Source organism: Methylocystis sp. Se48 (assembly GCF_056269425.1).
The window spans coordinates 322,772-343,503 of record NZ_CM149850.1; the positions used below are offsets into that span (position 1 = coordinate 322,772).

Annotated in this window: 20 protein-coding genes and 1 pseudogene; 18 read left to right on the top strand and 3 right to left on the bottom strand. The window is 67.1% G+C overall.

The window, feature by feature from the left end:
• The first annotated feature begins 19 nt into the window (after positions 1-19).
• Together fabI and ACV959_RS01610 are read left to right on the top strand one after the other, a co-directional pair.
• Positions 20-829 carry an enoyl-ACP reductase FabI gene (gene fabI, locus ACV959_RS01605; RefSeq protein WP_475739729.1) on the top strand — a complete coding sequence of 270 codons (810 nt, stop codon included), beginning with the start codon at positions 20-22 and terminating at the stop codon, positions 827-829.
• 13 nt (positions 830-842) lie between these two features.
• A complete protein-coding gene (locus ACV959_RS01610; RefSeq protein ID WP_475738191.1) occupies positions 843-1,166 on the top strand; it encodes a c-type cytochrome in 324 nt (107 codons plus the stop codon).
• A gap of 15 nt (positions 1,167-1,181) precedes the next feature.
• Here the strand turns inward: ACV959_RS01610 and ACV959_RS01615 are convergent.
• A pseudogene (locus ACV959_RS01615) lies at positions 1,182-1,259 on the bottom strand (type II toxin-antitoxin system prevent-host-death family antitoxin); the annotation flags it as partial.
• Between the two features lie 180 nt (positions 1,260-1,439).
• Between ACV959_RS01615 and ACV959_RS01620 the strand changes: the two are divergent.
• The 10 genes from ACV959_RS01620 to phoB all read left to right on the top strand — a co-directional run bounded on the left by ACV959_RS01620 (position 1,440) and on the right by phoB (position 11,448).
• Positions 1,440-2,255 (top strand): hypothetical protein, encoded by an 816-nt coding sequence (locus tag ACV959_RS01620; RefSeq protein WP_475738192.1) that lies wholly within the window; start codon positions 1,440-1,442, stop codon positions 2,253-2,255.
• The gene (locus tag ACV959_RS01625; protein WP_475738193.1) at positions 2,179-3,708 is read left to right on the top strand and encodes a Y-family DNA polymerase; all 1,530 of its coding nucleotides are present in this window, start codon (positions 2,179-2,181) and stop codon (positions 3,706-3,708) included. The genes ACV959_RS01620 and ACV959_RS01625 overlap by 77 nt, the downstream gene beginning before the upstream one ends.
• Positions 3,709-3,845: 137 nt before the next feature.
• A complete protein-coding gene (locus tag ACV959_RS01630; protein ID WP_475738194.1) occupies positions 3,846-4,910 on the top strand; it encodes a lysylphosphatidylglycerol synthase domain-containing protein in 1,065 nt (354 codons plus the stop codon).
• Between the two features lie 12 nt (positions 4,911-4,922).
• Entirely contained in the window at positions 4,923-5,996 is a 1,074-nt protein-coding gene (locus tag ACV959_RS01635) for an ATP-binding protein (protein ID WP_475738195.1), read from the top strand.
• Positions 5,997-6,141: 145 nt separating this feature from the next.
• Positions 6,142-7,191, top strand: a complete 1,050-nt coding sequence (gene pstS, locus ACV959_RS01640) for a phosphate ABC transporter substrate-binding protein PstS (RefSeq protein ID WP_475738196.1) — start codon at positions 6,142-6,144, stop codon at positions 7,189-7,191.
• 158 nt (positions 7,192-7,349) lie between these two features.
• Positions 7,350-8,339: a phosphate ABC transporter permease subunit PstC gene (pstC, locus tag ACV959_RS01645; protein WP_475738197.1), complete on the top strand. Its 990-nt coding sequence runs from the start codon at positions 7,350-7,352 to the stop codon at positions 8,337-8,339.
• An 11-nt stretch (positions 8,340-8,350) separates the two neighbouring features.
• Positions 8,351-9,193, top strand: coding sequence for a phosphate ABC transporter permease PstA (gene pstA / locus ACV959_RS01650; protein WP_475738198.1), 843 nt, complete (start codon positions 8,351-8,353; stop codon positions 9,191-9,193).
• Positions 9,190-9,972 carry a phosphate ABC transporter ATP-binding protein PstB gene (pstB, locus tag ACV959_RS01655; RefSeq protein WP_475738199.1) on the top strand — a complete coding sequence of 261 codons (783 nt, stop codon included), beginning with the start codon at positions 9,190-9,192 and terminating at the stop codon, positions 9,970-9,972. The genes pstA and pstB overlap by 4 nt, the downstream gene beginning before the upstream one ends.
• 13 nt (positions 9,973-9,985) lie before the next feature.
• Positions 9,986-10,705, top strand: coding sequence for a phosphate signaling complex protein PhoU (phoU, locus tag ACV959_RS01660; RefSeq protein ID WP_475738200.1), 720 nt, complete (start codon positions 9,986-9,988; stop codon positions 10,703-10,705).
• A complete protein-coding gene (gene phoB, locus ACV959_RS01665; RefSeq protein WP_475738201.1) occupies positions 10,702-11,448 on the top strand; it encodes a phosphate regulon transcriptional regulator PhoB in 747 nt (248 codons plus the stop codon). Before phoU ends, phoB begins: the two co-directional genes overlap by 4 nt.
• A 22-nt stretch (positions 11,449-11,470) precedes the next feature.
• On the opposite strand, the gene ACV959_RS01670 is transcribed toward phoB, so the two are convergent.
• Positions 11,471-11,998 carry a GcrA family cell cycle regulator gene (locus ACV959_RS01670; RefSeq protein ID WP_475738202.1) on the bottom strand — a complete coding sequence of 176 codons (528 nt, stop codon included), beginning with the start codon at positions 11,996-11,998 and terminating at the stop codon, positions 11,471-11,473.
• Positions 11,999-12,443: 445 nt separating this feature from the next.
• Here ACV959_RS01670 and ACV959_RS01675 point away from each other — a divergent pair, with 445 nt between their 5' ends.
• Genes ACV959_RS01675 through ACV959_RS01685 form a run of 3 tightly spaced genes read left to right on the top strand, consistent with a single transcriptional unit; the run spans position 12,444 to position 15,537 of the window.
• A complete protein-coding gene (locus ACV959_RS01675) occupies positions 12,444-13,640 on the top strand; it encodes an acetylornithine transaminase (RefSeq protein ID WP_475738203.1) in 1,197 nt (398 codons plus the stop codon).
• Positions 13,640-14,584, top strand: a complete 945-nt coding sequence (gene argF / locus ACV959_RS01680; protein ID WP_475738204.1) for an ornithine carbamoyltransferase — start codon at positions 13,640-13,642, stop codon at positions 14,582-14,584. Before ACV959_RS01675 ends, argF begins: the two co-directional genes overlap by 1 nt.
• Positions 14,584-15,537, top strand: coding sequence for an Hsp33 family molecular chaperone (locus tag ACV959_RS01685; protein ID WP_475738205.1), 954 nt, complete (start codon positions 14,584-14,586; stop codon positions 15,535-15,537). The genes argF and ACV959_RS01685 overlap by 1 nt, the downstream gene beginning before the upstream one ends.
• On the opposite strand, the gene ACV959_RS01690 is transcribed toward ACV959_RS01685, so the two are convergent.
• Complete coding sequence (locus ACV959_RS01690; protein ID WP_475738206.1) at positions 15,513-16,931, bottom strand: sensor histidine kinase; 1,419 nt, start codon at positions 16,929-16,931, stop codon at positions 15,513-15,515. The genes ACV959_RS01685 and ACV959_RS01690 overlap by 25 nt on opposite strands.
• A 275-nt stretch (positions 16,932-17,206) precedes the next feature.
• Here ACV959_RS01690 and ACV959_RS01695 point away from each other — a divergent pair, with 275 nt between their 5' ends.
• From ACV959_RS01695 to ACV959_RS01705, 3 genes are all read left to right on the top strand, one after another.
• Entirely contained in the window at positions 17,207-18,325 is a 1,119-nt protein-coding gene (locus tag ACV959_RS01695; RefSeq protein ID WP_475738207.1) for a hypothetical protein, read from the top strand.
• A 76-nt stretch (positions 18,326-18,401) separates the two neighbouring features.
• Positions 18,402-19,136 (top strand): fumarylacetoacetate hydrolase family protein, encoded by a 735-nt coding sequence (locus ACV959_RS01700; protein WP_475738208.1) that lies wholly within the window; start codon positions 18,402-18,404, stop codon positions 19,134-19,136.
• 83 nt (positions 19,137-19,219) lie between these two features.
• Positions 19,220-20,722 carry a pyridoxal phosphate-dependent decarboxylase family protein gene (locus ACV959_RS01705; protein ID WP_475738209.1) on the top strand — a complete coding sequence of 501 codons (1,503 nt, stop codon included), beginning with the start codon at positions 19,220-19,222 and terminating at the stop codon, positions 20,720-20,722.
• Positions 20,723-20,732 lie beyond the last annotated feature (10 nt).

Consider the following 20,732-nt stretch of genomic DNA (forward strand, 5'->3'; position numbering starts at 1 on the left):
TCAGAGAGAAAGAATGTCGATGACGGTTGCGACTGGTTTGATGCAGGGAAAACGCGGGCTCGTGATGGGCGTCGCCAACGATCATTCGATCGCCTATGGCATTGCCCGCGTGCTGGCCCGCCACGGCGCGCAGCTCGCCTTCACCTATCAGGGCGAGGCGCTCGGCAAGCGCGTGAAGCCGCTCGCCGAGGAAATGGGCTCCCATCTCGTGCTGCCCTGCGATGTCGAGGATATCGCCACCGTCGACGCCGTCTTCTCGCGGCTCGAACAGGAATGGGGCGGGATGGACTTCCTCGTCCACTCCATCGCCTATTCCGACAAGAGCGAATTGAAAGGCCTCTACGCCGACACCTCGCGCGAGAATTTCATCCGCACCATGGTGATTTCCTGCTTTTCCTTCACCGAGGCCGCGCGCCGCGCCGCCGTCCTGATGAAGAACGGCGGCGCGATGGTGACGGTGAGCTTCGGCGGCGGCACGCATGTCATGCCGAATTACAATGTCATGGGCGTCGCCAAGGCGGCGCTTGATTCCTCCGTGCGCTATCTCGCGGCGGACTATGGCGCGCGCGGCATTCGCGTTAACGCCATTTCGCCCGGTCCGGTGCGCACCATGGCGGGCGCCGGCATCACCGGCGCGCGGGCGATGGGGGCCTTCCAGAAACAGCATTGCCCGCTGCGGCGAATGATCACGCTCGATGAAATCGGCGGTTCGGCGCTCTATTTCCTCTCCGAGCTTTCGGGCGGCGTGACGGGCGAGATTCATCTCGTCGACGCCGGCTATAACATCATGTTGCAGCCGCGCCCGGAGGATTTGAACGGGGGCGAATGAGCGGGGGACGCAAATGAGACTGGCGCGCGTTTCGATTCTGGCGTTTCTCGCGGGCGCCGTCCCGCCGGCCGCCGCCCAGAGCGCCGATCCGAGCGTCGGCGCGCGTTTGGCTGGCGGCGAGTGCGCAGGCTGTCACGCCGTCGAGGCAGATCCGCAGGCCAAGAGCCCCGACCCCAAGGCGCCGCGCTTCCTCGACGTCGCGAAAATGCCGTCCACGACGGAATTGTCGATCAAGGTCTTCCTGCGCTCCTCGCACAAGAACATGCCGGATTTCATCCTCTCGCCCGAGGAGATCGACTCCATCGCCTCGTATATTCTGGGGCTGGGGAAGAAATAAGGGAGCGGCCGGCCCGCCCCGGCGCGCGACGCAAATTTCCTCGCCGGCTTCCGCGCGATCGACAATCTCGGAGAGACGCGATTTGGCGTCGGCGAGACCGACGGCGTTCCGGTGAGGGCGCTTCCGGACATGACCAGTTTGTCGGTCATTTCAACGATCTTCTCTGCTTCGTAAGGCCCCCCGGACTCTCCCGCTTGACTCTTTCCGGTGTGAGAACAAAAATCGAACATGCGTCCTCGGGGCGCTCTCTCCAGATCCGGGATTTTTCAACCGATGTCGCAGGGCGGCTTTTCGGAACGCGTCGCTTTTTTGCGGGCCCGCATCGCCGCCATGGAGGCGCGGGGCGGGGCGGCGGCGCCTGCGCCGGCGGCGGGCGGCGATTTTTTCGGGCCGCTTTTCGCCGGGCGCGGGGGGCTGGCCGAGGTCTTCCCCGCCCGCCCGCCGGACGCGCCTGCGGCCGCCGCCTTCGCGCTGGCCATGGCGCTGCGCGCGCGGGCGGTTCGCGGCGGCGGCGCGCTGGTCTTCATCGTCGAGGATCTGGGCGCGCGGGAATTCGGCCTGCCCTATGGGCGCGGCCTCGCGGCGGCGGGGATGGACCTCTCGCGCTTCGCGCTCGTGCGGTCGCGCCGCCCGCGCGAGACGCTCTGGGCCATGGAGGAGGCGCTGAAAAGCCCCGCCTGCGCGGCGGTCGTCGCCGAGAGCTTCCTCGACGCCCGTCTTTACGGCCTCGCGGCGTCGCGCCGCCTCCTTTTCGCATCGCGTCGCGGCGGCGCGCTCGGCCTGCTCGCGCCGCAGGGGGCGGAGGCCGCGCGCTTTTCCGGCGCCGCGGAACTGCGCCTCGAAATCGCGGCCGCGCCGCCGCCCCTCCTGCCGGGCCGCCCGCCGCTCTCTCCGGCGGCGCCCTTCCTGTGGCGGCTGCGGGCGCCCAGGGCGCGCGCCGGCCTCTTCGGCGAGATCGACCCGGCGCAGTGGCGCGACATCGTCTTCGACCCTGAAAAAGCAGCGTTCCGTCATGCGTTTCCTGAGCGTTTTCCTCCCGCGGCTTTCGATCGACCGGCTGCTGCGCCGCCGCTCCGGCGCCGCGCCTGAGGCTTTCGCCCTCTACGCCCGCGTCAAGGGCGGGGAGCGGCTCACGGCCGTCGACGCGGGCGCGCAAGGGCGCGGCCTTCTGCCCGGCATGGCGGTCGCGGACGCCCGCGCGCGCTGTCCCGCGTTGGCGCTCGCCGAGGCCGATCCGCGCGCCGACGCCGCGCTCCTCGACGGTCTCGCCGACTGGAGCCGCCGCTTCACGCCGCTCGCCGCGCCCGATCCGCCCGACGGCCTGCTGCTCGACGTGACGGGCGCGGCGCATCTCTTCGGGGGCGAGGCGGCGCTCCTCGACGAGATCGAGCGCCGCCTGCGGGCGCTGGGCTTTTCCGCCCGCGCGGCGCTCGCGCCGGGGCCCGCGCTCGCCCGGGCGCTGGCGCGTTTCTCCAGGACGCGGCGCGTTCCGGCGCAGGCGACGCAGGCGGCGCTCGACGAAATCGCCGCGTCGCTGCCCGTCGAGGCGCTGGGGCTCGCGCCGGACGCGCGCGCCGGTCTGCGCCGCGCCGGCCTGCGCCGCGTCGGCGATCTGCTGTCGCGTCCGCGCGCGCCGCTCGCCGCGCGCTTCGGGCCGGCGGCGCTCGCCCGGCTCGATGCGCTGACCTGCCGCCTGCGCGATCCCATCACGCCCCGGTTCGAGGCGCCGTCCTTCATCGCCGAGCGTCGCTTTCCGGAGGGGCTGGCCCGCCAGGCCGATCTCGAGGCGACGCTGCGCCTGCTCGCCGCCGATCTCTGTCCGATGCTCGAGCGCGCGGGCGCCGGCGCGCGGCGGCTGGAGGCCGTCTTCTATCGCGTCGACGGTGCGGTGAAGCGCATCGAGGCCGGGACGAGCCGGCCGCTGCGCGATCCCGCCCGCCTCGCCGTCTTGCTGGTCGAGCGGCTCGCGGCGGTCGCGGAGGAGGGGCTCGACACGGGCTATGGCTTCGACGTGCTGCGGCTCTGCGCCACCGAGGTCGAACGCGCCGCGCCGCCGCAGACTTCTCTCGCCCCGCCCACGCCCGGCGGCGGCGGCGACGCCGATCTCGCAGACCTGCTCGACAGGCTCGGCGCGCGGCTCGGCCTGCGCCGCGTGCTGCGGCTTCATCCACAGGCCGCGCATCTGCCGGAATTCGCCGTGGCCGCCGTTCCCGCCGCGCTCGCCGCCCCCTCGGCCTTTCCGGCGCAGGAGGCGCCGCGTCCGCTGCGGCTCTTCGAGCGTCCCGAACCCGTCGAGACGGTCGCGCTTTTTCCCGACGGACCGCCGCTCAAATTCCGCTGGCGGCGCGTGCTGCGCGAAATCGTCGCCTATGAGGGGCCAGAGCGCATCGCGCCGCCCTGGTGGGACGCGGCGCCGGACGGGCGCGTCCGGGATTATTTCCATGCCCAGGACAGGGACGGACTTTTGTTCTGGCTCTTTCGAGAGGGGCTTTACGCACAGGAAACAGAGGCGCCCCGCTGGTTCGTGCACGGCTTGTCGTGATCGCGCGCTTGACTCGCGGGCCCGCGCCCCCAAGCTAACGACCAGCTGTGCGTCATTCAGACGTCATGATTTCGAGACGAAGTCTGCCTTGCGGCGGCCGGCCATGGGCCGGCCGCCATGACGCCAACGAGCGGTGCATGCAACAAGACGAGGATATCGCCATTTCGCCGCAACCGGGCCTGCCGATCGCCGTCAAGCGCAAGAGCTTCTTTGAGACGCTGCAAGACCGCCTCCCCCATGGCGCGACCCACATTCTTGGCGCGCTTGCGAGCGTGGCGCTCTTCCTCCTCGCGGCGTTCATTCTCGGCAATGTTCTCTCGAACATCCGGCTCGCGGACGTCGTCGCGGCGCTGAAAGAGACGAGCGGCGGACAAATCCTCGCCGCGCTGTTCTTCACGGCGCTCTCCTATCTCGCGCTCACGGGCTATGACCTCTCGGCCCTGCTCCAGATCGGCCACCGCGCGCCCTATCGCGTCACCGCGCTCGCCTCCTTCGCGAGTTACGCCATCTCCTTCAATCTCGGCTTTCCCATCGTCACCGGCGCGGCGGTCCGTTACTGGATCTATTCCCGTGTGCAGATGAGCGCGTTGCAGGTGGCCAACATCACCGTCATCACGGGCGTCACCTTCTGGCTCGGCATGACGGCGGTGATCGGCTTCAGCCTCGTGAAAGCTGCGGCGCCGCTCGCGGCGCTGGATCGCGTTCCCGCCTTGGTCCATGTCCTGATCGGCGGGTTCGTGCTCGCGGCGGTCGCGGGCTATTGCGCCTGGGTGGCGCTCGAGCCGCGCCGCATCCGCCTTCGCGGCCATGTGCTGGAATTGCCCGGCCCCGGCTCGACGATCGCGCAGCTGTGCGTGGGCGCCGCCGATCTCTGCGCCGCCTCCGCCGCGCTCTACGTCCTGCTTCCGCAGGGCGTCGATCTCGATTTCACAGCCTTCCTCGCGGTGTATGTGTTCGCCTGCATGTTGGGCGTCATCAGCCATGCGCCGGGCGGGATCGGCGTCTTCGAGGCGACCATGCTGCATGCTTTGCCCGCCGCCTCGCAGGAAAGCGTCCTGGCGTCGCTCCTGCTCTTCCGGGCCGTCTATTATTTTCTGCCCTTCCTCTTCGCCCTGGCGCTTCTCGGCGCCGACGAAGGCGCGCGCCGGTGGTCGTCGCTGCGCGACGCGATCGCGCGCATCGTCGAAAATCGGACGGAATAGGCCCGACCGACCATGCAGGCCCTCAAATGGCGCGACCGCGCCGGGGATCTTCTCGGACCTGTCATCGACGCGCTGCCAGAGCCCGTCTTCGTCGTCGACGCCGAGGGGCGGCTGATCGCCGCCAACGCCGCCGCGCGCGCCCTCGCGCCGGCCATGCGCTTCGGGGAGCCCTTGTCGCGCAGCCTCCGTTCGCCCGACATGCTCGACGCGGTCCGGCGCGTCGTCGCGGGCGGCGAGGCGGAAAAAACCGCCTGGACGGAACGGCTGCCGGTGGAGCGCTGGTTCGAGGCGCATGTCGCGCCAATAAATATTTCGGGCTACGACGCCGCCGCGATGATCAGCCTGCGCGATCTTACGGAGGCGCACCGCGTCGAGCGCATGCGCGTCGATTTCGTCGCCAACGCCAGCCATGAATTGCGCACGCCGCTCGCCTCTCTCCTCGGCTTCGTCGAGACGCTTCAGGGGGCCGCGAAGAACGACGCGGGAGCGCGCGAAAAATTTCTCGGCATCATGCGTGAACAGGCGCAGCGCATGGCGCGGCTGATCGACGATCTCCTTTCCCTCTCGCGCATCGAGCAGCACATGCATGTGCGGCCGGCGGAGCCCGTCGACCTCACCATGCTCGTCGCGCATATCGTCGACACGCTGACGCCGATGGCGGAGGAAAACGGCGTTCCGCTGAAGCTTGCTCTCGAAGCCGGCGTCGTCGTTCCCGGAGACCGGGACGAGCTTGCGCGCATCGTCGAGAATCTCGTCGAGAACGCGCTGAAATACGGCCGCAGCGAAGATGTTGCAAAGCCTGTGGAAATCTCGCTCTCGCGGGAGGGGGCGACGGCGGTCTTCGCCGTGCGCGACCATGGTCCCGGCGTTGCGCAGGAGCATATTCCGCGGCTGACGGAGCGCTTCTACCGTGTCGACGCCGGAAAAAGCCGCGCCAAAGGCGGCACGGGCCTCGGTCTCGCCATCGTCAAGCACATCGTCCTGCGTCATCGCGGGCGGCTCGCCATCGAGTCCGCGCTCGGCGAGGGCTCGTTGTTCAAGGTCACGCTTCCGTCGGCCGGCGTGAATACCGAAAATGTAGGTTAACGTATTGAATAAATGTCATTTTGACTGTCATATTTTTGTGATCTGAACGTCACAAAAAACTCTTGGCGAGCGTTTATCCCTGCGGCCGTGACAGGCGCCGTAGGCGTCTCTCGTGTTTTGTTCTCGAGCTGAAAGCGATCCTCGAATGATCTCCACGTTTTTCAAGCGCGCCGCCGCAGCGGCGTTCGCGCTCGCGGCCATGGCCGGCTCCGCGAGGGCGCTGGACATTTCCGGCGCGGGCGCGACTTTCCCCTATCCCCTCTACGCCAAATGGGCGGACGTCTATAAGAAGGAGACGGGGATCGGTCTCAACTACCAGTCGATCGGCTCCGGTGGCGGCATCAAGCAGATCAAAGCCAAGACTGTGACGTTCGGCGCGTCCGACATGCCGCTCAAGCCGGACGACATAAAATCCTCAGGCCTCGTTCAATTTCCGACCGTGGTCGGCGGAGACGTGCCGGTGGTCAATCTTGACGGCGTGAAGCCTGGCGAACTCGTCTTGGACGGCCCCACGATCGCGGGAATTTTTCTCGGCGAAATCACGAGCTGGGACGATCCGGCGATCAAGAAGTTAAATCCGAAGCTCAAGCTTCCGTCTCTGCCGATCGTCGTGGTTCATCGTTCCGACGGATCGGGCACCACCTTCATCTGGACGGATTACCTGTCCAAGGTGAGCGAGGCTTGGAAAAACAAGGTTGGGGCCAATACTTCGGTCGAATGGCCGACGGGCATCGGCGCCAAGGGCAACGAAGGCGTGGCTAACAATGTGGTGAACACCAAGGGCGCCATCGGATACGTTGAATACGCCTATGTGAAGCAGAACAAGATGAACTTCGCCAAGGTCGTCAACAGGGCCGGCAACGCGATCGCGCCAAACGCTGCGAGCTTCCAGGCGGCCGCCGCCGCGGCGGATTGGGCGAACTCGGACAGCTACTACGTCATTCTCACCGACGAGCCGGGCCCCAAATCGTGGCCGATCTCCGGCGCGACGTTTATCCTCATGCACCAAGTTCCCGCCGATCCGACGGTCGCCTCCGAGGCGCTCAAATTCTTCGCCTGGGCCTACGACAAGACCGGCGACAAGCTGGCCGAGGAGCTCGACTACGTGCCCATGCCTGACGCCGTCGTCGCTCAGATAAAGAAGACTTGGGCGTCGGAAATCAAGGGGCCAGACGGAAAGCCTTTGTGGCATTAACATGCCGCGCCGCCGGTTAGGCCGCGCCCCGTGGGGCGCAGCCCTCCCGCCGGCTGGACAAAAAACGACAGTAGGCGCCGGTCCATCCGGGCTGGCGCCGGGAGCGCGGCATGCAAATCGAAAAACCGGACGCGCCTCAACCGGACGGAGCAGGCAAAGTGTCGGATGTTGTTCTGGAGCAAAGCTATTCGCGCCCGGCGGCCGAGGCGCGCGCCGGGTCTTTGAAGCGCATCGCGCTGTTCGACCGCGTGTTTTTCCAATTCACGCGCGCGGCGGCGGTCGCCGTGCTCATCATCCTCGGCGGCGTGATCGCGTCGCTTGTGTATGGCTCGCTTCCGGCGATCAAGGCGTTCGGCTTCGGGTTCCTCGCCTCGCAGGCGTGGAATCCGGTTACCGAAAACTTCGGCGCGCTGCCGGCGATGTACGGCACGATCGTCACATCGATCATCGCCATGCTGATCGCGGTGCCGGTGGGGCTCGGCATCGCGATGTTCCTCACCGAGCTGTGTCCGCACCCCTTGCGCCGGCCCATCGGCGTCGCCATCGAGCTGCTCGCGGGCATTCCCTCGATCATTTACGGCATCTGGGGTCTCTTCGTTCTTGCGCCTTTCGTTCAGGCGCATGTGCAGCCGGGTCTGATTTCGCTCTTTCGGGACGTTCCTGTGCTCTCCACGCTCTTTGCCGGGCCGCCCTACGGCATCGGCGTGCTGACCGCCGGCTTCATTCTGGCGATCATGGTTCTGCCCTTCATCGCCTCCATTTCACGCGACGTGTTCGAGACGGTGCCGCCCGTATTGAAGGAGGCGGCGGCGGGCGTGGGCTGCACGACCTGGGAAATGATGCGATACGTCGTGCTTCCCTATACGCGCGTCGGCGTCATCGGCGGCGTGATGCTGGGGCTCGGCCGCGCGCTCGGCGAGACGATGGCCGTCACTTTCGTCATCGGCAACGCGCACAAGGTCTCGCCGTCGCTGCTCGCGCCCGGCACGACGATCTCGGCCACCATCGCGAACGAATTCACCGAAGCGGTGGGCGACATCTACACCTCCGCGCTGATCGCCCTCGGTCTGATCCTCTTCGTCATCACCTTCGTCGTTCTGGCGATGGCGCGTTACATGCTGATGCGCATCGAAAAGAACGCGGCATAAGGAACGCGATCATGTCGCTTTACGCCGCCCGCCGCCGTCGCAACGCCCTGGCCAAGAGTCTCGCCTGGGGCGCGTCGGTCTTCGGCCTCGCCTGGCTGTTCCTCATCCTCGCATCGCTGCTTTACGAGGGTTTGCGCGGGCTCTCTCCCGCGGTCTTCACACAAATGACCCCGCCGCCCGGCGGCCAGGGCGGCCTGCTCAACGCGATCGCGGGGTCGCTGGTGATGACGGCCATCGGCGTCGCGATCGGCACGCCGCTCGGCATGCTCGCCGGCACCTATATGGCGGAATACGGGCGCTACACGAAGCTCACCGTCGTCGTCCGCTTCATCAACGACATTCTGCTCAGCGCGCCCTCCATCGTGATCGGCCTCTTCGTCTACGAAGCGCTCGTTCACCCGATGGGCCACTTCTCGGGAATAGCGGGAGCGGTCGCGCTGTCGCTTCTGGTCGTGCCCGTCGTGCTGCGCACGACCGAGGACATGCTGCTGCTCGTGCCGGGCTCGATGCGCGAAGCGGCGTCGGCGCTCGGCGCGCCGCGCGCGCATGTCATCGGAAAAGTCGCCTATCGCGCCGCCAAGGCCGGCCTCGTCACCGGCGTGCTGCTTGCGGTGGCGCGCGTTTCGGGCGAGACGGCGCCGCTTCTTTTCACGGCGCTCAACAACCAGTTCTGGAGTTCGGATCTCGGCGCGCCGATGGCGAGCCTTCCGGTCGTGATCTTCCAGTTCGCCCTGTCGCCCTACAAGGATTGGCAGCAACTCGCATGGGCCGGCGCGCTGCTGATCACGGTCGCGGTCCTCACGCTCTCCATTATCGCCCGGATGCTCAGCGCCGGACGGAGGAAGTCCAAATGAACATGGCAGTCGCGCAAAACGAGCCGCCGGCCAAAGTGTCGGTGAACAATCTCGATTTCTTCTACGGCGAGTCGCTCGCGCTCAAATCCATCAACCTGCCGCTGCATGACAACAAGGTCACGGCTTTCATCGGACCGTCGGGTTGCGGCAAGTCCACGCTGCTGCGCGTCCTCAACCGGATGTACGATCTCTATCCGGCCCAGCGCGCGCGGGGCGAAGTCTTGCTCGACGGGCAGAATATTCTCGATCCGGCGGTGGACGTGAACGCCCTGCGCTCGCGCGTCGGCATGATCTTTCAGAAGCCGACGCCTTTCCCGATGTCGATTTACGAAAACATCGCCTTCGGCATCCGCCTCTACGAAAAGCTGTCGCGCGCCGACATGGATGCGCGCGTCGAGGAAGCGCTGCGCGGCGCCGCGCTCTGGGACGAGGTGAAGGACAAGCTGCACACGAGCGGGCTCGGACTCTCCGGCGGCCAGCAGCAGCGCCTGTGCATCGCGCGCAGCGTCGCGGTTCAGCCGGAAGTCATCCTCTTCGACGAGCCCTGCTCCGCCCTCGATCCCATCTCGACCGCCAAGGTCGAGGAGCTGATCGAGGAGCTTTCCGAGCGATATTGCATCGCCATCGTCACCCACAACATGCAGCAGGCGGTGCGCGTCTCCGACTATACGGCCTTCATGTATCTCGGAGAGCTCGTCGAATACGGCGACACGGATCAGGTCTTCAACACGCCGCGGGAAAAGCGCACGCTGGACTACATCACCGGCCGCTTCGGCTGAGGAAGGACACGCCATGAGCGAGCATATCGTCAAATCCTACGACCGCGATCTGGAGGCCTTGGGCCGGCGCCTGGCGGAGATGGGCGGCGTCGCGGAAAAAATGCTGGCGGAGGCGATGCAGGCGCTCGCCAGTTTCGACGTCGATCTCGCCAAGCGCGTCGTGGCGGCGGACGCGCGCCTCGACGCGCTTCAGCGCGAAGTCGAGGAGGCCGCGATACTGACCATCGCCCGGCGCCAGCCGCTGGCGGTGGACTTGCGCGAATGCATCGCCGCCATCCGCATCTCGGGCGACATCGAGCGCATCGGGGATCTCGCCAAGAACCTCGCGAAACGGACGCTGAAGATCGCCTCGGACGCGCGTCTGCCGCGCGCCATCGTCGGGCTGAAGTCGATGCACGAACTCGCCGCCACGCAGCTCAAGGAAGTGCTCGACGCTTATGCGCTGCGCGACGTCGAACGCGCCCGCGCGGTGTGGGAGAACGACGCCGATCTCGACGCGCTGGAGGACTCCGTCTTCCGCGATCTCCTCACCTTCATGATGGAAGATCCGCGCAACATCTCCTTCTGCACGCATCTTCTGTTCTGTTCGAAAAATCTCGAGCGCATCGGCGATCACACCACCAATATCGCGGAGACCGTCGTCTATCTCGTCACCGGCGAGCCCATGCCGGCCGAACGACCGAAGACGCGCGTTTGCAATCTCCGCGCCGGGGAGACCGAAAGCCCGCAATGAACGAGTCCGCCCAACAATCCGCCCTCCGCGAGGTCAAGCCAGATCGCGCGCCGCGCATTCTCGTCGTGGAGGACGAGACGTCGCTCGCGACGCTGCTCGTCTACAATCTGGAGGCGGAGGGCTATCAGGTCGAGCATGTCGACAATGGCGACGAAGCGGAGTTGCGCATCACGGAGACGCCGCCGGACCTCGTCATTCTCGACTGGATGCTGCCCGGCGTCTCGGGCCTCGAAATCTGCCGGCGCCTGCGGGCGCGCGACGCCGCCCGCGACATGCCGATCATCATGCTCACCGCGCGCGGCGAGGAGAGCGAGCGCGTGCGCGGCCTGTCGGTGGGCGCCGACGATTACGTCGTGAAACCCTTCTCGACGCCGGAGCTGATGGCGCGCGTGCGCGCCCTGCTGCGCCGCGCGCGGCCGGAGCGCGTCGCTTCCCGGCTGACGCTCGGCGACATCGATCTCGATCGCGAGACGCGCCGCGTGCGCCGCTCGGGCCGCGAGATTCATCTCGGACCGACGGAGTTCCGGCTGCTGGAATATTTCATGGAGAAACCGGGGCGCGTCTTCACCCGCGCGCAGCTTCTCGACAGCGTTTGGGGAATGTCGGCGGAGATCGACGAACGCACGGTGGACGTTCACGTCGGCCGGCTGCGAAAGGCGCTGATCCGCGGGCGGGAGAAGGACCCGATCCGCACCGTGCGCGGTTCGGGTTATTCCTTCGACGAAACATTCGGGCGCGACTAGCGCGCCCCGGCCGTCAGGCGCGTCACGCGTAGCGCGGGGCCCTGAGCTGCTCGCGCGCGCGGCGGCGGTCTTGCGCCGGCTGATAGGCGATGCGGGCGTGATGGGCGCAATAGGGGCCGCCGCCGATCGGCGACTTGCCGCCGCAGAAGCGGAATTCCGGCGACGTCGGATCGCCCATTGGCCAGCGGCACATGGACTCGCGCAACTCCATCAGGGTCACGCGCTCCGTCATCGGAATGACGACTTCCTCCTCGGGAACCGCGCGCGCGACCACCATCGCCTGCGGCGCGAATGCGAGCGCGACATTGCCGTGCACGGCGTGTCCCGCCGCGCGGGGCGCGGGGGCGGCGGGACGCGGCGCCGTCTTGGCGGCGCGCGGACGCGGCGCGCTCGCCGTCTTGGCGCGCTCCGCCAATCCGAGACGATGAATCTTCCCGATCACGGCGTTGCGCGTGATGCCGGGTCCAAGTTCCGCAGCGACCTGACTCGCGCTGAGGCCGTCGCTCCATAGTTTACGCAACAGCTCGACGCGTTCATCGGTCCAAGACATGTGTGACCTCCAACCGGCCGGTTCGAGCGCGCATGGCGGAATCAGCCGCCCCTCGCTGCACTGGCGCAAGCCAGCGGCGATATGACGCGCATCGAGACTCGAGAGACGTCGCGCGGAAAGAACGCGACCGCGCCGACGAGAAAATTTACTGGAGCAGTTGAATCATGCGCAAGAGTCGCTGGCAAGCAAAAGGGGGCGTTCTCAACAGGGATTGTCCCCGCTTTCCGTCGCAGGTGTTGCGCGCAAGACTCACTCGCCTCGCAATTGCCCTGGAAAAGCGCCAAATTCGCCCGCGCCGCGCAATCGCTTCGCCGTTTCCGGCGATTTGACCGGACGCGCCGTCCCGCATAAAATCATGTGTCAAATGGCCGCCCTGAAAGGGGCGGCGCTTTGTTTTTGGGCTCGGGCCGCGGCGGGCGGAGTCCTTGTCGCTTGGAGCATGGTTTTGACTTCTGCGCTGTATCCGACCTATGCGCGGGCCGACATCGCCTTTTCGCACGGCGAGGGCGCATGGCTCGTCGCCGAGAACGGCGACCGCTATCTCGACTTCGCCTCGGGCGTGGCCGTTCTGTCGCTGGGTCATGAGCATCCGCATCTCGTCGCCGCGCTGAAGGCCGCCGCCGAAAAGCCCTGGCACGTCTCCAATCTGTTCCGAATTCCGCAGGCCGAGCGCCTCGCCGAGCGTCTCGTCGAGGCGACTTTCGCGGACGTCGTGTTCTTCGCCAATTCCGGCGCCGAGGCGGTCGAATGCGCGATCAAGACCGTGCGCAAATATCATGCGGCGAACGGCCAGCCCGACCGCTATCGCCTGATTACTTTCGAGGGCGCCTTTCACGGCCGCACGCTCGCGACCATCGCCGCCGGCGGAAACCCGAAATATCTCGAAGGCTTCGGTCCGCCCGTCACGGGCTTCGACCAGGTTCCCTTCGCCGATCTCAAGGCGGTCGAGGCGGCGATTTCGGACGAGACCGCCGGCGTGCTGCTGGAGCCCGTGCAGGGCGAGGGCGGATTGCGCGTCTTTCCGAATGATTTCCTGGTCGCGCTGCGCGCGCTCTGCGACGCCCGCGGCCTGCTTCTCGCGCTGGACGAAGTCCAGTGCGGCGTCGGCCGGACCGGCAAGTTTCTCGCCTGCGAACATTCCGGCGTCGCGCCGGACGTCGTGGCGCTCGCCAAGGGCCTCGGCGGCGGCTTCCCGCTCGGCGCCTGTCTCGCGACGCGCGAGGCCGCGAAGGGCATGACGCTCGGCGCGCATGGCTCGACCTTCGGCGGGAATCCGCTGGCGGCGACCGTCGGCGGCGCGGTGCTCGACGTCGTGCTGTCGGAAGGATTTCTCGCGCGCGTCGCCGCGCTCGGCGCGCTGCTGCGCCAGCGTCTCGCGGAGATCGAGGACCGCTATCCGGGCGTCGTTCAGGAGGTGCGCGGCGAGGGGTTGATGTTCGGCCTCAAGACGCGCGTTCCAAACGGCGATTTCGCCGCCGCCGCGCGCGCGGAAGGGTTGCTCACCGTTCTCGCCGGCGACAATGTGGTGCGCCTGTTGCCGCCCCTCATCATCGACGAAAGCCATATCGCCGAAGCGGCGGCGCGCCTCTCGAAGGCCTGCGAGCGCCTGTCCGCTCCGGGCAAACAATTGGGAGCGGCCTGATGACCGCGCATTCCATGACGCGGCCGCGTCATTTTCTCGATCTGTCGGATTTTTCGGGCGCGGAGCTGCGCCATATCCTCGGCCTCGCCAAATCCCTGAAGGCGAAACGCGTCAAGGGCGCGGCGCCAAGCGAGCGGCCGCTCGCCGGCAAATATCTCGCCATGGTGTTCGACAAGCCGTCGACGCGCACGCGCGTCTCCTTCGACGTCGCCATGCGCGACCTCGGAGGCGAGACGATCATGCTCACGGGCGCCGAAATGCAGATCGGCCGCGGCGAGACCATCGCCGACACGGCGCGCGTCCTGTCGCGCTTCGTCGACGCCATCATGATCCGCATTCTCTCGCACGACGATCTCGCGGAGCTTGCGCGCCACGCGGGCGTGCCGGTCATCAACGGCCTGACCAAGCTTTCGCATCCCTGCCAGATCATGGCGGACGTTCTCACTTTCGAGGAGCGCGTCGGCCCGATCGAGGGACGAACCATCGCCTGGGTCGGGGACTCGAACAACGTGCTCGCGAGTTGGGTCCACGCCGCCGCGCGCTTCGGATTCGCGATCAATGTCGCGACGCCGGCGGAGCTCGCGCCGCCGCAGAGCCTTCTCGACTGGGCCAAGGCCAATGACGCGGCGGTGAATGTGACGCGCGATCCCTATGCGGCCGTCGCTGGCGCCTCGGCCGTCGTCACCGATTGCTGGGTGTCGATGGGCGACAAGGACGAGGATTTCCGCCGCCGGGCGCTGGCGCCCTATCAGGTGGACGCGAAGCTGATGCGCGCCGCGGCGCCGGACGCCGTCTTCATGCATTGCCTGCCCGCGCATCGCGGAGAGGAAGTCACGGACGAGGTGATGGACGGGCCGCAGTCGGTCGTCTTCGACGAGGCTGAAAACCGCCTCCATGCCCAAAAGGGCGTGCTCGCCTGGTGCCTCGCGCCGGGGCTCGCCTGATGGCGGAGGCGCCGAGCCGGCCGGTCTCGTCGGAAGCGAGGGACGATCGGACGACGCCCTTCGCCGTGGAGGCGCTCGACCTGCGCGGGCGGCTCGTGCGGCTCGGCCCGACCGTCGACGCAATCCTGAAGCATTACGATTATCCGCCGCGTGTCGCGCGCCTTCTGGGCGAGGCCATCGCGCTCGCGACCCTGCTCGGCTCCATCCTTGAGTCGCACGGCCGTTTCCAGCTCCAGACGCGCAGCGACGGCCCCGTGGACATGCTCGTCGTCGATTACGACGCGCCGGGCAAGCTACGCGGCTTCGCGCGGTTCGACGCGGCGCGTCTTGACGAGATCGCCGATCCGGCGCCGGCGGCGCTGCTCGGGCGGGGCCATCTCGCGCTGACCATCGAGCGCGAGGAGGACGCCGCGCGTTATCAGGGCGTCGTGCCGCTCGAGGGCGAAAGCCTCGCGGAAGCCGCGCATATGTATTTCCGCCAGTCCGAGCAAATTCCCTCCTTCGTGCGGCTCGCGGTCGGCGAGATCGTCACGGCGCGGGGCCGCAGCTGGCGGGCGGGCGGACTGCTTCTGCAATATTTGCCCGCGGCGGGCGCCCGCGTCCGCGACCTCGCGCCCGGCGACGCGCCATCGGAGGCGGAGGCCGCGGAGGAGGACGACGCCTGGGCGGAAGGACAGGCCCTCGCCGGCACGCTCGAAGACCATGAGCTCGTCGATCCTGCGCTGTCGGGCGAGCGTCTGCTGTTCCGGCTCTTCCATGAGCGGGGCGTGAAGGTGTTCGGCGAGCGCGCGGTCGAGGAATTCTGCCGTTGCTCCTCGGCGCGGATCGAGCGCCTGCTGAAAAGCTTCACGCCGCAGGAGCGCGCCGACATGGTGGGCGACGACGGCCGCATCGGCGTCACCTGCGAGTTCTGCGCGACCTACCGCAGCTACGATCCCGCCGATTTCGCCTGATCCGCGCCGTTTGCCGCCGGCGCGGTCACCCGCACTCGCGTTCCGCCTCCCGGCGCGCTGTCGATCTCGAAACCTGCCCCGGCGAGCTGCGCGCGTTCGCGCATCCCCGTCACGCCGAAATGGCCCGGCGCCGGCGCCTGCGGATCGAAACCGCAGCCGTCGTCCTCGACGACCAGCTCCGCGCCGCCCTCGCCGGTTCGCAGCGTCACGCGCACGCGTCGCGCGCCGGAATGGAGTTCGACGTTGCGCAGCGCCTCCCGCAGGACGGCGCCGAACAGCCGCTCGGTCGCGTCCGGCAGGACGTCGAACCCCGTCATGTCGAGCGTCACCGCCAACTCCCCCCATCTCTGCGCAAATTCGGCCGCAATGGCGCGCAAGTCCTTTTCCTCGCGCCGCGCCGCGCGGGTTTGCGCGATGGCGTCGCGCGCTTCCCACAAGCCCTGCCGCGCCTGCGCGTCGAGCGCCGCGAGGGCCGCCCTGGTCTGCGGGTCTCCCGTCGTCTTCGCGATGAGCCGCGCTTCGGCGATCATCGTCACAATCGAGCGCACCAGCGTATCGTGCAGTTCGTGCGCGATGCGCATCCTCTCGTTCGCGACGGCGGCGGCGCGCGCCTCCTCCTGCGCCCTTTCGCGTTCGACCCGCAGCCGCCGCTCGGCGGTCACGTCGCGCGCCACGGCCTGAAATTCGCCGCCCGCCTCGTCGTCGAGGAAGCGCACCTCCCAGGCGAGCCAGACGGCGCGGCCCCGCGCGTCGCGCGCCGCCATTTCGAATGAGGCGGCGCCGTCGGCCGCCGCGCCCAGGCGGCAGGGGGAATTGTCCGGCGCTGGAAAAAGCCTGTCGAGCGCCTCGCCGATCAACGCATCCTGCGGACGGCCGAAAAAGGCCGCGGCCGCGCGGTTGACGAAAACGATCTTGCAATCGGGCCGGAAGCGCAGCACGAGATCGGCGGAGGCTTCGACGATGTCGCGGTAGAGCGCGTCGGCGACGCGCAGCCGCGCCGCCGCGGCGTCCGCCTGTTGCCGCAAAATCTGTCTTTCGCGCCGGTCCGAGGCCATCAGCCGGTCGATCTGCTCGCCGGCGTGGTCCGGCGCGGTGACGGCGACGAAGACCCGCGCGCGCGCGTTCCAGGAGATCGAAACGGTGACGCGCGGCGCGCCGGCCCACGCGCGCACCGAGGGCAGAACCATCTCTCCGCCCCTCTCTCGCAAGTTCTCCAGGTTTCCTTCCATGTGCATCAGCAGCGGCGCGTCGCAGGCGGGCTTTCCGGCGGGCGGCAGCCAGTCGCACAGCGATCCGAGGCGGTTTGCGACGATAAGGCGCTCGTCGAAAATCGCGAGCCCGAACTGCCCGCGCTCCAGCGCCTCTCCAAAAATTTCCTCGTCCGGGAACGGCATGCGGAAAACATAGCCAAGTCCGCGGGCGGCAATCCATATCCGATATGCGCACTTTAGAGAGATTCGCATATCTGGCGGCGGCGCCCCCCCCCCCGCGCGACCGGATCCAGCGCTGCAACCCGGGCTGGACAGCTTTCTTGAACAAGGTTTCAAAATCTCATTGCGACTCGGAGAGAGCGCATTATCCTGTAGAGCCTCAGTTGGGGCGGCGGTTCGCAACGCGTGGCGTTTCCATGTTTGTGCGCCGGAAGCCCAATTTTCGGAGGTTTGCCGCCATGAGCTTCAAAATGTTCGATGTGGTTATTGGAACTTGCTTTTTTTTCACTCTCGCGAGCCTCGTCTGTTCCGGCGTCAGGGAGCTGATCGATTCCTGGCTCGGCACGCGCGGGAAATTGCTCGAACAAACTCTTAGAGAAATGCTGGACGATCCCACGCCGATGGAGACGATCTCCAGGCAAAAGAACCAGAGCGGCCAAACAAAAGAAAAAAGCATACTTCTCCGTTTTTATGATCATCCATTGATTTATTCGCAATTCAAGGGAGATTATCGCGCGCCGATTTTGGAAGAGGACCGATCCGGCGCTAAGTCTCCAGCGCCGCGGAAGGCCAGACTGCCTGCCTACATCGACAGAAAAACTTTTCAAGACGCGCTGTTTGCGGTGATGAAGGACATCGTGGCGGGCGAGGAGACCCCAACGCCCAAGCCGGACGAAGCCGATGATAAAAATAAACAATTCAAGGCTTTGCGTGAAGCCGTCGCCAAGTCCGATTTCAGGGTGAAGGGAGACCCTGACAAAAAAGCGCTCGTCCCCAGTCCCCGGTTACGGAAGGCGTTTCTATGGGCGCTCGACGACGCCGGCGAGGATTTCGAGAAGGCGAAAAACAATCTCGGCGATTGGTTCGAGGCCTCGGTGGAGCGGACGCAAGGACGCTACAAGAGAAATACCCAGGCTTATCTCTTCGGCATCGGGCTGTTCGTCGCCATGGCGCTCAATATGAACGCCGTGGATGTCGTCAAAGAGTTGTATGTCTCGGATCAATTTAGAGACCAAGCGCTGAGCGACGCGATTAAATTTTGGGAAGAGAAAAAAGACCCGCGGCCGGAGAGCGGCGGGGCGCCTACCGGGACGGATGACGGAGAAATCAAAAAGGAGATCGAAAAATATCTCAATCGGCTGGATGAAATCCACGCGCCGATCGGCTGGACGGACGCGGCCCTGGCGGATTTCAAAACCTTCGATCGCGAAAGGATCGCGCTGCATATCGCCGGATGGACGCTCACCGCCATAGCGATGGTGTTCGGAGCCGCTTTCTGGTTCGATCTGCTCAACATGCTGCTGCCGATCAGAACGAGCCGGAGGCCCGAGGAAGGCGCCGAAGCGCGAGAAAAATAGCGGCCGACAGTGCGGCGCCGGCGCTCCCCGAAAAATCGTTTGATTTTTGGCGTCGGCGGCCCCATGGCGTGTCGCCATGCAGTATCCCGCCTTCGTCATTCCCCCGCCGCCGCTCCCCTCGATCGCCGTCGCCGGCGAGACTCGGCGCTTTCCGGTGCGGCGCATTTTCTGTGTGGCGCTCAACTACGCGGAGCATGCGCGCGAGATGGGCAAGGAGCCCGGCGCCGAGCCGCCCTTCTTCTTCGCCAAGCCGGGCGACGCGATCGTCGCGAGCGGGACGGCGATTCCCTTTCCGAGCCTCACCGGCAACCTCCATCACGAGATCGAACTCGTCGCGGCGCTGCGCGCGGGCGGCGCGGACATTGCGCCGGAGCGGGCGCTCGACTGCGTGTACGGCTATGCGGCGGGGATCGACCTCACGCGCCGGGACATGCAGACGGCCGCGCGCAACGCCGGGCGGCCCTGGGACATGTCCAAGGGCTTCGACAATTCGGCGCCCATTGGCGCTCTCCGGCCGGCGGCCGAGATCGGCCATCCGGCGCGCGGCCGCATCGCGCTTTCCGTCAATGGCGCGCCGCGCCAGCAGGGCGACCTTGCCGACATGATCTGGAGCCTGCCGCAGATCATCGCCGAACTGTCGCGCCATGTCGCGCTCGCGCCGGGCGACCTCATCTTCACCGGCACGCCGCCCGGCGTCGGCGCCATGCGGCCGGGCGACCGGGCGGAGGGGACGATCGAGGGCGTGGGCGCGGTCAGCGTCGCATTCGCCCCGGACGGTTGCGCGGACCCGGCAAAGGCGGCTATTGGCTAGCGGTGTGAACCGCCGGGAGACGCGCGGCGTATGCCTCATCTGACCGCCTTTGCGCCGCGAGTAGGGCGCGTGAGCGCCGCGACATGACCAAGCCGGTCGATCTCGACCCCGAGGACTGGGACGCCTTTCGCGCCGAGAGCCATCGCGCGCTCGATCTCATGATCGACTATCTGCGCGGCCTGCGCGAACGCCCGGTCTGGGTTCCGCCGAGCGAGGAGGCGCGCGCCCGCTTCGACCGCGACCTGCCCGCGCAGGGCCGCGACCTCTCCGCCGTGCTCGCGGATTTCGACCGTTACATCAAGCCTTTCGCCACCGGCAATATTCATCCCATGTTCATGGGCTGGGTGCAGGGCGCCGGCACGCCGGTCGGCATGATCGCGGAGATGCTCGCCGCCGGAATGAACTCCAATTGCGGCGGCCGCAACCATATCGCGATCGACGTCGAGCGCCAGATCGCCAAATGGATGGCGCAGGTCTTCGGCTTCCCGCAGGACGCTTCCGGCATTTTCGTCACCGGCACGTCGATGGCGAATTTCCTTTCGCTGCTTGTCGCGCGCGATCAGGCCTATGGCGACAAGGACGTTCGGCTCAACGGGCTTTGCGCGCGCGAGGGCCAGCTTATCGCCTACGCCTCGCGCGAGGCGCACAATTGCGTGCGGCAGGCGATGGAGCTCGCCGGACTCGGGGCGCGGCATCTGCGGCTCATCCCGTCGGACGAGAACCGGCGGATGAAGATCAGCTATCTGCGCCACGCCATTTCCGCCGACCGCGCGGCGGGCTTCCGGCCCTTTCTTGTGGTGGGAACGGCGGGCACGGTGGATACGGGCGCGGTCGATCCGCTGGACCGGCTCGCGGACGTGGCCCATACGGAAGATCTCTGGTTTCACGTCGACGGCGCCTTCGGGGCGCTCGCCGCGCTCTCGCCGCAGCTCAAGCCTTTGGTGAAGGGGCTGGAGCGGGCGGACTCCATCGCCTTCGATTTCCACAAATGGCTGCATGTGCCCTATGACGCGGGCTTCTTCCTCGTGCGTGACCCTGCGGCCCACAAGCGCGCTTTCGCGGCCAACGCCGCCTATCTCTCGCGCGCCCCGCGCGGCCTCGCGGCGGGCGACACCTGGCCCTGCGACCTCGGCCCGGACCTCTCGCGCGGCTTTCGCGCGCTCAAGGCCTGGATCACGATCGAGACCTACGGGACGAAGAAGCTCGCGGACTGCATCGAGCAATGCTGCCGCATGGCGAAGCGGCTCGAAGGCTGGATCGAAAAGTCCGACAGTTTCGTCATGCGCGCGCCGGTCGGGCTCAATATCGTCTGCTTCGGGGTGAAGGGCGACGCCGACGGCTCGCTCGCCCGCGAGATCGTGATGGAGCTGCACGAGCGCGGCGAGGCGGCCCCCTCGCTCACTATTCTCGACGGCGTCCCGGCCATTCGCGCGGCGATCATCAATCACCGCACCCATGAGGCCGACATCGACGCCTTCACGGTCTTCCTCGAGGCCGCGCTGCGCCGCGCCCGCAAGGAGCCGCACGACTTCGGCGCGCTCATCGAGCCGCACGGGCCAGGCAAGACGCGGCTCTCGGAGGATTGAAGCGCCGGCC

Bases quoted from the DNA above. Each gene is read 5' to 3' on its own strand.
- fabI (WP_475739729.1), top strand. From the start codon at position 20: ATGACGGTTGCGACTGGTTTGATGCAGGGAAAACGCGGGCTCGTGATG.
- ACV959_RS01610 (WP_475738191.1), top strand. From the start codon at position 843: ATGAGACTGGCGCGCGTTTCGATTCTGGCGTTTCTCGCGGGCGCCGTC.
- ACV959_RS01620 (WP_475738192.1), top strand. From the start codon at position 1,440: ATGTCGCAGGGCGGCTTTTCGGAACGCGTCGCTTTTTTGCGGGCCCGC.
- ACV959_RS01625 (WP_475738193.1), top strand. From the start codon at position 2,179: ATGCGTTTCCTGAGCGTTTTCCTCCCGCGGCTTTCGATCGACCGGCTG.
- ACV959_RS01630 (WP_475738194.1), top strand. From the start codon at position 3,846: ATGCAACAAGACGAGGATATCGCCATTTCGCCGCAACCGGGCCTGCCG.
- ACV959_RS01635 (WP_475738195.1), top strand. From the start codon at position 4,923: ATGCAGGCCCTCAAATGGCGCGACCGCGCCGGGGATCTTCTCGGACCT.
- pstS (WP_475738196.1), top strand. From the start codon at position 6,142: ATGATCTCCACGTTTTTCAAGCGCGCCGCCGCAGCGGCGTTCGCGCTC.
- pstA (WP_475738198.1), top strand. From the start codon at position 8,351: ATGTCGCTTTACGCCGCCCGCCGCCGTCGCAACGCCCTGGCCAAGAGT.
- pstB (WP_475738199.1), top strand. From the start codon at position 9,190: ATGAACATGGCAGTCGCGCAAAACGAGCCGCCGGCCAAAGTGTCGGTG.
- phoU (WP_475738200.1), top strand. From the start codon at position 9,986: ATGAGCGAGCATATCGTCAAATCCTACGACCGCGATCTGGAGGCCTTG.
- phoB (WP_475738201.1), top strand. From the start codon at position 10,702: ATGAACGAGTCCGCCCAACAATCCGCCCTCCGCGAGGTCAAGCCAGAT.
- ACV959_RS01670 (WP_475738202.1), bottom strand. From the start codon at position 11,998: ATGTCTTGGACCGATGAACGCGTCGAGCTGTTGCGTAAACTATGGAGC.
- argF (WP_475738204.1), top strand. From the start codon at position 13,640: ATGACCGCGCATTCCATGACGCGGCCGCGTCATTTTCTCGATCTGTCG.
- ACV959_RS01685 (WP_475738205.1), top strand. From the start codon at position 14,584: ATGGCGGAGGCGCCGAGCCGGCCGGTCTCGTCGGAAGCGAGGGACGAT.
- ACV959_RS01690 (WP_475738206.1), bottom strand. From the start codon at position 16,931: ATGCCGTTCCCGGACGAGGAAATTTTTGGAGAGGCGCTGGAGCGCGGG.
- ACV959_RS01695 (WP_475738207.1), top strand. From the start codon at position 17,207: ATGAGCTTCAAAATGTTCGATGTGGTTATTGGAACTTGCTTTTTTTTC.
- ACV959_RS01700 (WP_475738208.1), top strand. From the start codon at position 18,402: ATGCAGTATCCCGCCTTCGTCATTCCCCCGCCGCCGCTCCCCTCGATC.
- ACV959_RS01705 (WP_475738209.1), top strand. From the start codon at position 19,220: ATGACCAAGCCGGTCGATCTCGACCCCGAGGACTGGGACGCCTTTCGC.